General features: G+C 68.9%; 5 protein-coding genes and 1 pseudogene. 5 read left to right on the forward strand and 1 reads right to left on the reverse strand.

Going from position 1 to position 13,409, the window contains the following annotated elements; all coding sequences use genetic code 11:
* The first annotated feature begins 493 nt into the window (after positions 1 to 493).
* Complete coding sequence (locus ACO4JP_RS08905) at positions 494 to 7,429, forward strand: DUF6531 domain-containing protein (protein ID WP_425957013.1); 6,936 nt, start codon at positions 494 to 496, stop codon at positions 7,427 to 7,429.
* A gap of 814 nt (positions 7,430 to 8,243) precedes the next feature.
* Here the strand turns inward: ACO4JP_RS08905 and ACO4JP_RS08910 are convergent.
* Positions 8,244 to 8,750, reverse strand: coding sequence for a tyrosine-type recombinase/integrase (locus tag ACO4JP_RS08910; protein WP_425957078.1), 507 nt, complete (start codon positions 8,748 to 8,750; stop codon positions 8,244 to 8,246).
* 573 nt (positions 8,751 to 9,323) lie between these two features.
* Between ACO4JP_RS08910 and ACO4JP_RS08915 the strand changes: the two genes are divergently transcribed.
* The 4 genes and pseudogenes from ACO4JP_RS08915 to ACO4JP_RS08930 all read left to right on the forward strand — a co-directional run.
* Positions 9,324 to 9,593: a hypothetical protein gene (locus ACO4JP_RS08915; protein WP_425957014.1), complete on the forward strand. Its 270-nt coding sequence runs from the start codon at positions 9,324 to 9,326 to the stop codon at positions 9,591 to 9,593.
* Positions 9,586 to 10,056 carry a hypothetical protein gene (locus ACO4JP_RS08920; RefSeq protein ID WP_425957015.1) on the forward strand — a complete coding sequence of 157 codons (471 nt, stop codon included), beginning with the start codon at positions 9,586 to 9,588 and terminating at the stop codon, positions 10,054 to 10,056. Before ACO4JP_RS08915 ends, ACO4JP_RS08920 begins: the two co-directional genes overlap by 8 nt.
* 14 nt (positions 10,057 to 10,070) lie before the next feature.
* Positions 10,071 to 11,717 carry a DUF2637 domain-containing protein gene (locus ACO4JP_RS08925; RefSeq protein WP_425957016.1) on the forward strand — a complete coding sequence of 549 codons (1,647 nt, stop codon included), beginning with the start codon at positions 10,071 to 10,073 and terminating at the stop codon, positions 11,715 to 11,717.
* A gap of 259 nt (positions 11,718 to 11,976) precedes the next feature.
* Positions 11,977 to 13,254, forward strand: a pseudogene (locus ACO4JP_RS08930) (integrase core domain-containing protein); the annotation flags it as partial.
* Between the last annotated feature and the right edge of the window lie 155 nt (positions 13,255 to 13,409).

A 13,409-nucleotide genomic window follows, 5' to 3' on the forward strand; every position in this document is an offset into this window, starting at 1 on the left:
GGGGCCGCAATACCCCGGGTACTGAGGATGTCGACCATGCCGCAGGAGACGGGGGTTGGCAGCGCTGGCCGAAGCGGTCACCGGGACGTCAATGCAATCACCGCGCGAAGGAGCGTGAGCTCAGGACGAGGTTGCCACGGGAAGTCGCCGCGTGATGCCGCAAAGGTCGTGGGTATGACCGCGTTCGAGCGAGTGCGGGAGCACCGTCCGAGTGCACGGGAAGTGCCCGGATGGATCGTTCAGCGCCAGCTCGCTGCGCGCTGTGAGCCACCTGGTTAGGTTCCGGACGCCGGTGTGAACCGCGGTGTGGCGGGTTGGCGCTGGTGTCGGCTTCGTCGTGGAGGCGGCTGCTGCCCCGGTCTCGTGCCGGGCCCTCGGGTGGGAGTGCGCTGTGCGTGCATTGGTGTCGCTTGTGGGTGTGCCGGGTCGCTGGTCACGACGGGCTGTGCTGGCTGCGGCCGGGACGTCGGTTGCGGTTCTTCTGACTGGGTTCATGGTGCCTGCGAACGCTTCCTCGTCAGTTGCGTCCGGCGCGGGCGGCGCGGGCGCGGTGGAGGAGCCACCGGGTGATCTGACGGCGCCGGACTCGTTGTCGGCGGCGATCAATGCGCGTTTGTCTGGCAGGGCGGTGGAGGACCTGTCGCAGCGGACCGAGTTCGGCTCGGTGTTCGCGCTACCTGACGGTCAGTGGACGTCCCAGCAGGCGTTGGGTCCGGTGTGGGTGCGTCGGGGTGGTGACGGCACCCGGACCGAGGATTGGGAGCAGATCGACCTCACCCTGGTCATGGGGGGTGATGGTGTTGTTCGTCCGGTCGCCGCGACCACGGGTCTCGAGCTGGCCGGGACGACGGCACCGGACGCGCCGGCCGGGGACCGGTCCGCCACCTCGATCGCGGTTGTCGATCCCGGTAGCAGCGATGCGGCGGCGGGCTTGTTGTGGGATCGGGACCTGCCCGCACCGGAGCTTGCGGGGCGTCGCGCCACGTACACGGAGGTGAGCCCGGGGCTGGACCTGGTGGTCGAGGCGACCGCGACGGGCTTCGAGCAGTTCTTCGTCGCGCATGACGCCGTCGCGGCACGGGCGGCAGTCGCCGACCCGTTGATCATCGTGACCGAGGGCGCCACGGCCGCGGAGACCCGTGATGGCGGTCTGAGCATCAGGGACGCCAAGGGCACGGAGATCGCCAGCTCAGACACCCCGCTGGCGTGGGATGCCACGGTCGAGGCCCACCGTCCGGACAGCCTGCTCGAGGCGCCCGCGCTCATCACCGAGGACACCCCGCGCATGGCGCCGCTGCCGGACGTGGACGTCCTGCAGGGTGATACGCCGAACCACAATGCCAAGGCCGAACCGGCAGGCCCTGAGCCGCAGGGAGCGCAGGCTGGGCTGGACCCATTGGAGGCCGACCCGCTGTCGTTGGCGACCACCCTGGGGGAGGCGGTCACGGTCACCACCCCGACCACGGCGCAGGTCGTTCTGGACGGGGTGGCGCATCTGGTGGACGACCCGGACACCACGTTCCCGGTCGTGATCGACCCGAAGGTCAACCTGAACTACGGCCTGGACCTGTACGTCCAGAACGACATCAGCTCGGACACGTCCGGTCAGACGTACATGCAGATGGGCACCTATAACGGGGGAACCTCGATCGCGCGCCCGTTCATCAACTTCCCGACCACGCAGATCGCGGGCAAGAAGGTCACCCTGGCGACGATGGAGGTATGGGCGTTCCACTCCTACTCCTGCACGGCCAGGCAATGGGACGTCTACCACACCGGTGGGATCTCGACCGCGAGCCGGTGGTCCAACCAGCCGGCCGTGATCGGTTCGAAGCTGGCGTCGATCACCGATGCCAAGGGGTACTCGTCATCGTGTGCGGCTGGGTGGAGCAACGCGACCCTGACGTCGGCGTTCGATGCGGCGGCTGCCGCGTCTGACCCGCAGATCACCATCGGGTTGCGGGCCACGTCGGAGACCGACTCATACGGGTGGAAGAAGTTCTACTCGGCGAACAACGGGTCGTATGTCCCGTCGGTGTGGGTGACCTACAACTCGTACCCGAACACGCCCGGCAGCGGCGGGAACATCTCCTACCACACGTGGTACCCGGACACGTCGGGCACGTTGTATGTCAAGAACGTCCGCCCGAAGCTGTTCCAGCCGGTCACCGACCCGGACGGCGGCGACGTCCGCGCGACCTGGACCGTCCATTCCGGGACCACGACGGCCGGGACGGCGTTCTGGAGCAACATGAACGGCACGATGGTCGCCTCGGGCGGGACGTCGACCGCGACGCCGTCGACCAGCTGGGCACCGCTCGTGGACGGGGCCACCTACACCGCCGAGGTGTGGGCGAACGACGGGACGTTGCTGTCCACGGCGTCGCGGAAGTTGTGGACCTTCATCGTGGACCTGACCCCGCCCGCGACACCGACGGTCACGGCGTCGGCCTACACCTCGGGAGAGTGGAAGCCGACGGCTCCGACGAGCAACACCTTTACGCTCAAGTCGACCTCGTCCGACGTGGTCAAGTTCCAGTACAAGAAGGACTCCGACGCCGCCTGGACGGTGCTGAACCCGGGGACGACGTCGACCACGTTGTCGTGGGCACCGACCGGCGGGGCGCACAAGCTGCAGGTACAGGCGGTCGACAAGGCGGGCTGGCCGTCGGTCACCCAGACGTTCAGCTTCGGGGCGGGCGGGGCGACGCTGAGCGGCCCGGCCGACGGGCGCAAGTCGACCGACCAGTTCACGACCACCGCCTCGGGGCCGCCGGACGCCGCGGGACCGGTGACCGCCACGGCGTACTGGCGGGTGTCGGACGGCACGGCAGCGCCCGGGGACGGCACGGCGAACGGTTCGACGACCGGGTGGACCGCGATCGACAACTCAACGCAGACCTTCGCGGCTGGCTCGACGGCCCTGTCGTACAAGAAGGCGTGGTCGGCGGCGTCGGTCGTCGACGCGATGAAGGCGAAGCCCGAGCTGCACCCCGCCGTGGACTACAGCCGTGTTCCGGTGCGACTTGCGGTCCAGGTCTGCTTCACCTACTCCACTGGCATCACGCGCTGCACGTGGAACAGCTCGAAGGAGTCGGTGAAGCCGACCGTGACGCGGGTGCCGCACGCGTTCGGAGACGACTTCCCGACAGCCGAGGCCGGGCCAGGACAGGTGGCGTTGTGGACCGGTGATTTCCAGACGTCCGACACGGACGTGTCGGTGCCGGCGTATGCGGGTTCGCTGAGCGTCTCGCGCACCTATTCCTCGCTGGCCGCACCGGAGACCGATCCGGTGTTCGGGCCGGGCTGGTCGGCGTCGTTTGACGGCGACGACTTGGGGGTGGCCGGCTGGAGCGTCGATGACGAGTCCGGCTGGGACGGCACGCTCGTCCTGTTCGACGACGCCGGGGACACGCTGACGTTCCGCCAGCCGGGCGCCGGACACGTGCTTCGCAAGAAGGGCACGTATACCGCGGCCGACCAGGACACCAAGGATGCTGGCGGTGTCCTGATCATCGCGGCCAGCCAAACCTCGATGACCTACACGGACGCGGCCGGGGTCAAGACGGTTTTCGCGTGGTCGGACACCAACAACGACAAGACCGCCGACACATGGCTTGCCACCGAGGTGACCCAGCCGGCCTCGGCCTCGTCGACCATGTACATGCACGACTCCAAGACCGGCCGGGTGACGCAGATCCTCGGCGCTGTGCCCGCGAAGGCTGACGGCACGCCCGCGGTCTCGTGCACCACCCTGGTCAAGGGGTGCCGCGCCCTTACCGTCAATTACGCGAACACGACGACGGCCACGAGTTCTGCCGAGGGTGCCTACGCCGGACGGGTTGCGAGCATCGACTACATCGCGTGGGATCCGGACAAGGACACTGGCACCAAAGACGCCAATGGGCTCCCGGTGCTCGGCGCTATGGCGACTGTCCCGGTGGCCACTTACCTGTACGACGCGGCCGGCTACCTCAAGCAGGTCACCGACCCGCGCAGCGGCATTGCGCGCCGGTACTCCTACTCGGGGACCTCGACCTCCGGCCAGCCGCTGCTGACTGGCTACCAGCCCACGCTCGGGCAGGCGTCCTACACCCTGGCCTACGGGGCGGTCACCGGAAGTGACGGGGCGACCCTGGACGCGCACGGTCTACAGGCGGTGTCCCGCCCTGACCCCGCCGGGGGGACCGCGCAGCTCGCTCGGGTGGTGTACGGAATCAATCCGGCTGCGCTGGTCTCCGGCCTGCCGGACATGCGGGTCGCCACGCTCGCCGACGGCGCGGTCGACCCGGCTGTGGGTGTGGGCCGGTGGGGGCAGGACGACGTGCCCGTGTACGGCGCGGCCGTGTTCGGCCCCGATCACCCGGTCGCCACGTCTCTGCCCGGATCGGTCGGCGTAGGCGACTGGGCGCTGGCGGAGTTGCAGTACACCGACGCCAACGGCCGAGTGATCAACACCGCGTCCTCGAGCGAGGGCGACTGGCAGTTCACGCGAACCGTGTACGACGACGAAGTTCGCGGGTCGGCCACTGCACCGACAAACCACGTCATCAAGTCGCTGGACGCGCGTGGCATCGGCGGGATCCTCGCGGCAGGCGGGGCGAGCGCCCTGGCTCAGGTCGCGCTGGACTCGTACGCGACCCTCACGGCGTACAACGACTCCGACATCCTCTCCACCGCGGTAGCTGACGGCCCGAACGGTGCTGGCACCGTCCCCGTCGGCACAGTGATCGTTCCGTCAGGAACCCGCGTGACCGACATCTGGGCGCCGTTCACCGACGTCGGCGAAGACCGTGTCAAGGTCCGGGTGCACACCCACACCGACTATGACGAAAGTTCTCCGAATCAGAAGGTCAACCCGACCAGCGGCCTGGCCTGGGGGCTCCCCACCACGGTCACACGCACTCAGGTCGACGCATTGGACGGCACCACCGCCGACGGGGGTGAGACGGTGTTGTCACGCCGCCTCAGTGGGTACGACCCGATCGACGATGCGTCAACCATGGGCGAGACGTCCGGCTGGGTGATCGGGGCCGCCACGGTCTCCACTACCGTCACCGACTTTGGCACCGATGCGGGTGTCAGGATTCGGAGCCAGTTCGATAGTGAGGGCCGCACGATCAAGACGGTTGGGCCGAAGTCGACCGGCACCGATGCAGGCACATTGATCACCACTTACTATACAGCTGACGGGTCGGCGTCAACCGAGGGCTGCCGCAACCATGTCGAGTGGGCAGGTCTGGTATGCCAGACTGCGCCTGCCGAGAGCGGCACGAATGTTCCCACGCGGGTCACCACGAAGTACTCGTTGTGGTTGAGCGCCGCCGAGACCCAGGACGTCGCTGGTGCCACTACGCGGACAACGGCGACCACAATTGACGCAGCGGGTCGTCCAATCTTGTCGCAGACGACTGTCGAAGGGCTGACCGGCTCGAGCGCCGTGGACGACACCTTCACGCACTACAACGGCGACGGGCTTGTCGACTATGCCCTTAGCCACAACCCGGACACGAACGCCGAGACTGGTCGGATCACCAGTTTGTTCGACGCCTGGGGTCGGGCCACCGAGTACCGCGACGCCAACAACGAGATAACCAACACGGTATACGTTCCCTCGGGTGAGGCGGGGGCGGGTTCGGTCAAGAGGGTGACCGACTCCAAGTCAGCCGTGGAGTACACCTACAACGCATCAGGCAACGTGATCTCGCAGGCCATTGTGACGGGCGCCAAGACCTACACGTACGCCGCGACGTGGAACGGGCTTGGTGACCTGGTCACCCAGACGCTGCCGGCTGGGGTGTTCCAAGAAAACACCTACTCGAGTGATGGGCAGATGCTCACGCTCAGCTATCAGGGCACGGTTGCCGGCAGCGCCCACGTGCCACTGCTGGCATGGTCGCTGACGGCCGATGCTGAGGGCCGCACCACGCACGTGTCGACGAACGCCGGGACCGAAGGGGCCGCGATTGGGCGGAGCCTGTCCTACGGGTACGACAACGCCGGGCGCCTGGTCACCGTGGCCGACGTCCGCAACGACGTGTGCCAGACCCGCGCGTACACGTTCGACGACGACGGCAACCGCACGAAACTGTCCACCGGCACCTACGGAGGGGACTGCGCCACCGGCCAGACCCTGCAGGTGACCAAGGACTGGTCGTCGGCGTATGACGCGGCCGACCGGCTGACAAAAGGCGCGAGCGTGACCACCACCGCCTGGACCCGCGACGAGACCGACGGCACCACCGTTCAGACCGGGCCGACCACGACGACGGGCGGGGCGTACGGATTCGACGCTATGGGTCGCGCCACAGCTTTACCCGCGATCGACACGCCCGCGAACGCGGCGGCGGTTGGCTCGGGCGGGTCGCCGACGGCCGGGAACGCCACGGTCGGCTACTACGACACCGACGCCGCCGCGTCCATCACCCAGGACGGGGTCAAGACCACCTTCACCCTGGACCCTGCCGGGCGGCGCTCGGCGTCCACCACGACGAACGTGACTACCTCGACGACGATCACCCGCCGTTACGGGGACGGGTCGGACAACCCGTCCTGGGCGCAGTCCGTCACGGGGACAAACCCGGCGTCGGTCAGCGTGTACGGGTCCTCGATCGGGGGTGATCTCGGGTTCACGGTGACCGACGGGGCCGCGTCCTTGGACCTGGCCGACCCGCACGGTGACACCGTCACCACCGTGGCCGTGCCCTTGACCGGGAACGCGACCGGCATCGGGGCGGTGGCCTGCTACGACGAGTACGGCAACCAGGCCACCGACCTGGCCGCCGGCGCCGGCGTCGACGGGACCGCTACCCGGCCCGAGGCCGGCGCGACGACCGGACCCGAAACCGGGGCTCTGGCCTACGGGTGGCTCGGCGTCAAGCAACGCGCCACCGACGTCTCGGGCCTTGTCCTCATGGGCGCCCGTCTCTACAACGCCGTCACGGGCCAGTTCACCTCCCGCGACCCCGTCCCCGGCGGCAACACCACCGCCTACACCTACCCCCAAGACCCGGTGAATGGCTACGATCTTCAGGGACTCGCCTATGGCTACCACTACCAGTATGGCCTTTCGTGCACAGGCGTAAAGGCATTGCTTTTCGGAAGTGTTAGCAAGAACCTAAGCGCAAGCGCTCTGATGGCGAAGGTCAAGGCCAATCTCGGCTGGCTATTCCCGGTATATGCGTGGGGTTGCAGAATTAGTCTCGGAAGAACTTGTCAGCTCGTCCCGGGCTCGTCTTCGGGAGCTGTCAAGGTTGTTGGCAGCACTTCGACTTCCTGGACATTCAAGTCGCTGCCCGGCCATGCAGAGGGGTCTGGACATCTAATCACGTTCAGCATCAAGGGATCTCGAGGGAGTCTTTTATCTCGACGTGTACGCCCGCGGTGGCAGCTCAGGATGGAACTCCAAGGGCGCCGGGGGAGCCTTTAACGCCGGTGCCGCATACGCGCTGTGGGCATCGTTTGCCGGAAAGATTCGACGATCGTACTAGTTTGCAGGGAACGGTGAAGTACGTGAAGCTATTCCGAACCGCGGCGATCACACTACTGGCTGGTGCTCAGGTCTTCCTCATCACGGCGGTGATCGGGCCCAACTGGACCTGGCATTTGTCCGGCGTGGCCCGTGGGCCTGCGCCCGTATCCGGGTTTCTAGTTGAAGGACTGTTTGCTGCGATCGTAATTGGCATTGTTTGCATTCAGTTTGTGGCAGTAATGAGATGGCGACGAAATGGGCTAATAGTGGCGATGTTGGGTCTGATTGCTCTGGTGGGTGTTGGGTTCACTGAGGCTGTCCTCGGTGGCTTTTAGGGATCCTTCTGTGTTCGTCAAGCCGGGCTGGCAGGGTCTCGGCGGCGTTGAGTAGGCGGTAGATCTGCCGGGCGAGGTATCGCTTGAGGCAGCGACGGAGCACGCGTGATCGTCGAAGTCCTGGCCCTCCTGCCTGGGCACGCCGACCCGCCACGCGCACTCGACGCCTGACCCTCCTGGGCACCTAAGTGGGCATCTACGGCATCCCCGCAGGCCCCAACAGCGACCGACAGTCACCGACGGCAAAGCCCGGAATCTCGCGCATTTCCCCAGGTCGCTAATCGCGTTACTGCCCTTCACACCGAAGAGGTCACTGGTTCGAACCCAGTATCGCCCACCCGAAGAAAGGCCCTCTGGCCAGCGGAAACGCTGAACGCCGGAGGGCCTTCGCTTCGTCTGGTGGGCCCCAATGCGACGCGGATGGCCGTACGGATGGCCTATCCCCCCGAACCGGGGCGCTCGCCGGGGAACTTGAACAGGGGTTCCATGTGCCAGTCGGGCCCCACGACCTCGATGCTGGCGAACTCGTTCATGAACGTCGCGCCAGTGGTGATGACGGGTCGGAGCTCGTGGCGGTAGATGCGTTCGGTGACCGAGGTGCCGGAGTGCCCGACGACGTGGGCGATCTGCTCGACGGCTACGCCGCCGGCGGACATCAGTGAGACGAACGAGTGCCGCAGCTCCCGCGGAGTCCAGTCGGCTGGGTTGACCGAGGGCACCTGCTTGAGAGCTGTTCGGAACGCGCGGCGGACATTCGCGGCGTCGAGCGCGGCGCCGAGCGTCGTCGTGAAGACGAGGTCTGTGCGCGCACGCGCGAGGCGACGGCGGCGACCACCCCGCCTCGCCTCGCAGCCGCGCGGCGTAGTTGCGTGCCGAGAAAGCGTTGTTGCACGCCCGGCAGCAGTACCGGGCGCGTGGACCGCGGGCCGGCGGGATCGGCCGATGGCAGTGGACGTTCTCGCAGGGTCGGAGCGGGAGCGGGGCGGTTGACGTCACGCCTCTTCATCGCCTGCCGGGCGGCGAACCCCGCTCCCGGTCACGGCTGAGGGCTGAGCCGGCGGAACGCCGAGTGACTCCACGGGTGCAAGACGCGCGTCACGAGTTTGAGTGACGTCGTCCACAGGGGCGTTCGTCACCGCCGTTCGGGGCACCCGGCCGGCGGCGTGGCGGCTGGATGGGGGCGCGGCGGGGTGGGCGGCCGATCTCGTTCGCTGGGGTCGTCGTCGACGCTGGTGTCGGTGTCGAGCTCGACGGTTCGCCTCTCGAGCGACGTCGTTTGGCCCGCTTCTCGTCGGCGCGGGCTGCCCCGGCGGTTGCCCGGCGGCTTGGCCGTCGTCGTGGGGACGCCGCGGTCGCGCGCCGTGAGCACAGGCGCCCGGCCGAGGGCCTGTGCCGCTCGCGCGCAGACCTCCGCGGATGCGGTCCTCGGCTCAACTCGCACCCGTTCGCCTGTTACCCCACGACCCCTGAACCGGCTTTCCCTCAGTGAGGGCCAAAGCCAAGGGAGGGGAACCGTCGTGGATCTGATCGAGCGTGAGGCAAGGGACGCCGCCGCCGTGCACGCGGCGCGGCAACGGGTGCGGGTCGCCGTCGAACTGCTCGTTAACCGCCCGTTCGACGACGTCGCCGTCGGGTACATGCGCGCGACGCTCAACGAGAACGACACGCCCGCAGTGCGCGCCGCCGTCGCGCGCTTCTTGAGCGCGCGAGGTGGGGAGCGCTCACGCGCTCACGCGGCGCGCACGCGGTCGTGGGCGCCCGTGATCGTGGGTGGTCGCCGTGGCTGACGCGCGCGCGACCGGCGACCACCTGATCGAGGAGGTGCGCGCGATGCTCGCGCGCGGTCTCAAGCAGCGGCAGATCGGGCTGCGGCTCGGGATCTCGCAGACGAGGGTCTGGGAGATCAAGCGCGACCTGTCAGCCGCTGGGCGCCTGCCGGCGCCCGGCATCGTCGTCATGCTCCCGTCCGTCAACGACGACGACGACGACGCCGCGCCGACCGTCCGCCGGCGGCGCTCGGAGATCCTGCTGGAACACGCCACGCTCAAGGCCGCGACGCTGCGCACGACGACACGCACGCTGCTCGACCACGTGGTCAACGCGGACGAGTGGGTCACCGAGCCGGGCTACGCCGACTCCGTGCGCGCAGCGACCGCAGCCGCCGTGAGCGACGCACTCGACCACCTCGACCAGATCGCCAAGGAGCTCGGCCTCGCCCGCAACAGCGCGTCGACCGGGCGGCGGTCGTGACACGGGGTCGCGGGTTGGCGTTCGCCCTGTGGCCTGGCGTGCTGCTGTGCACGGTCGCTGCGGTCATGGCGTTCACGCTGTCCTTCACGGCGCTGCGCGCGGTCGGTATCGCGTCGGGCATCAGCCCGCGCCTGGCGTGGATGTTCCCGCTGACGATCGACACCGTCATCCTCTTCGGCACCTGGGCCGCGTTCCGGTTCCGCGCCCTTGGCGCGGCCGGCACCTGGTATGCGTGGGTGCTGCTGGTCGTGTTCGCGGCTGCGAGCTGGACGGGCAACTTCCTGCACGCCGAGCCCGTGCCGGTGGGGCACATGAGCCTGCCGCGGCCCGTGGCCTCGCTGTTCTCCTCGGTCCCGTCGCTGTCCCTGCTGCTGACCACGCACATGCTCGTGCTCATCGCGGTGCGTCGCGGCGAGGAGGTCGCACGCGCTGTGGTTCCGGACCAGGAGGAGCAGCGCACGGTCCTCGACGTGGTCGACGTCGAGGCAGACGACGTCCCCCCGTCCGCCGTCCTCACCGCATCAGCGGTCCGCGCCGCCATTGAGGCGTCGCACGACGACGACCGCGCCGCGCTCCCGGTCATCGTCGAGGACGCGGCGACCCGGCAGCGGTGCCTTCGGGGCAGGGCCCGCCGAGTCCCCGCAGCCCCCTGCGGTCCGCCGACCGGTCGCCGACCTCGCCGCCTGGGTCGCCTCCCGAGTGCCCGCCGGGCTCCCGGTGCGCGGGACCGACGTCGTCGACGCCGGCCTCGCGAGCTCGGCGGCCACCGCCCGCCGCCACCTGGCCGTCCTTCGCCAGACCGACCCAGCAGTCTTCGGAGGGGAAGCATGAACACCGACATCCAAACCGGCGAGCGCATCCGCGACCTGCAAGAGCAGCTGCGCGGGTTCGTCCACCGCCGCCTGTACGCCGGTTCGCGCGCGTACGTCGTGCGCGACGAGTTCGGCGACGTCGCCGCCGCGACTGACGACGTCCTCGGGGACGTCGCTGTCGTGCTTTGGAAGGGGCGGGAGGCGTGGGTCGACCTCCCGGCCGAGCAGCAGCGCCGGTGGGCGTTCGGCGTCGCGCGGAACCTCGCCAACCGCCGACTCAAGGCCGCCCGCGACCTGCCCGCCCGCAAGCTCAAGGTCGCGCCCGTCATCGACGGCCTCGCCGAGAAGCGCACCCTCGACCCCGACCTCCTCGCCGCCGTCGAGCACCTCCGCCTCGCCATCGAAACGCAGGCCGGTGCCGGCGCCTGGAACCAGGTCCTCACCGCCGCGCTGCGCACGCAGTCCCCTGGTCTGCGGTCCGACCTGCGCGAGGCGATCGAGGCCGCCCGAACCGGAGCGCCCATCGACCTCAAGCGCGTCCTACGCCGCTGCCGCGCCGACTGGCACACCTGGGCGACCGCACGGCTCGAGGCCGGCGAGACGCTGTGCCCGCTCGACGCCGCCGACCTCGGCCTCTTCCCGACGACGACCGCCGCGACGTCGGCGCTCGTCACCTGGTGGGCCGAGCAGAGGTGCGCGCTGGGCCTCGCTGTCGACCGTGCGGCGCTGGCGGCAGGGGGCATCGTCGACCACCTCGGCGCATCGGAAGGCGCGCGCGAGCAGGCGGCCGAGGATCTGCTCGTCTGGTTGCGGCGCCAGGTTGCGGCCGCAGAGCCCGCCGCGGCGTAAGGGCAGTCATGCCCCGTAGCTGGAGCCTCAACTCAGCCGTGGCACATCTTGACGCGGACGGTTTGAACCGTCCACGCACACGAAACGCCCGCGCGTGTTTCAGCAGGTGAAGTGGCAAATGCGGACGGTTCGGACGCTTGCGGGAGCCAGGTGCGGGAGTGTCATGTATCAAGACATCGGTGACAGTTCTGTATGAGGACATCGGTGACGCTTCGAGGGTTCTTGGTGGTGACACTTCTGCTGGCGTGAGGCTTCGGGCATGGCAGCTCATGACCCGGTCGATCCTCGTGTCCGTCTCGCGATAGCCCAGTGGCCGGACGACGCGCCTCGGGGCGCGGTCACGACGTTCTGCTCGGAGGCGGGCATCTCGCGCAAGACGTTCTACGAGCTGCGCAAGCGGGCGGTGGCCGAGGGGCAGGCTGCGGTACTCGAGCCGAAGTCGCGCCGGCCGAGGTCGAGTCCGACGACGCTGTCCGACGAGGTCAAGTCGCAGGCCGTGGCTGTGCGAGCGGCGCTCGAGGCGTCCGGCCTCGACCACGGGCCGATCAGCGTGCACGACAAGATGAAGTCGATGGGCCTGGACCCGGTGCCCTCCACTGCGGCGCTTTCCAGGGTCTTTCGCGAGGCCGGGGTCGCACGGCTCGAGCCGAGGAAGCGGCCTCGGGCGGCCTGGCGGCGGTTCGTCTACCCGGCCCCGAACGCGTGCTGGCAGCTGGACGCGACCGAGTACGTCCTGGCCGGCGGGCGCAAGTGCGTGATCTTCCAGCTCATCGACGACCACTCCCGCTACGCCGTGGCCTCGGTGGTGGCCGCGGGCGAGACGGCCGAGGCGGCGATGGCGGTGTTCGACAAGGCGGTGGCCGCTCACGGGGTGCCCCAACGGCTGCTGAGCGACAACGGGATCGCGCTGAACCCGCCCCGGCGCGGGTACGTCGGCCAGCTCGTCGAGCACGTGTCCCGGCTGGGTGTGAAGGCGATGACGGGCAAGCCGTACAGGCCGACCACGCAGGGCAAGAACGAACGCTTCCACCAGACCCTGTTCCGCTACCTCGACGCCCAGCCCCTGGCAGGCACGCTCGCCGACCTGCAGGCCCAGGTCGACGAGTTCGACCGCATCTACAACACCGAGCGGCCCCATCAAGGGCTTCCCGGGCGCGTCACGCCCATGACGGCGTGGGAAGCGACCGAGAAGGCCGAGGCGCCCCGCCCTGACCCCACCCGCCACCGCATGGGCGACAAGCCCACCAAGCCGCGACCGCCCCGGCCCCGGCCGTCTCCCGCCGAGCCGACCACGCAGATCAAGCGCGTGCAGGCCAACGGCAGCCTGTCCCTGGGACGCGTCCAGTACCAGGTCAACGGCCGCCTGGCCCGGCAGGAAGTCATCGTGGTCACCGAGGGCGACAAGATCACCGTCGCAGACCTTCAAGGCGAGATCCTCATCGAGCACACCCGCCCCGCGCCCGGCATCAAGTACGTCAGCAACCGCCGGCACCAAGGCAGCACCACGCCCCCTGCCCCGCACGTGCCCACGCCGCCGCGGGAGGACCCCGACCTGCAGGACAAGCAGCTCACCGCCTGCGGAAAGGTGCGCTACGACGGCGTCACCTACATGGTCGACTCCCGCCGCCCCCGCCAACACGTCCGCGTGACTCGCAACGGCAACCGGATCATCGTGACCGACCTGGACGGGCA

The organism is Xylanimonas sp. McL0601, assembly GCF_049852175.1.
GTDB lineage: Bacteria > Actinomycetota > Actinomycetes > Actinomycetales > Cellulomonadaceae > Xylanimonas.

Coding starts and splice junctions, on each gene's coding strand:
- ACO4JP_RS08905 (WP_425957013.1), top strand. CDS start 494: ATGGTGCCTGCGAACGCTTCCTCGTCAGTTGCGTCCGGCGCGGGCGGC.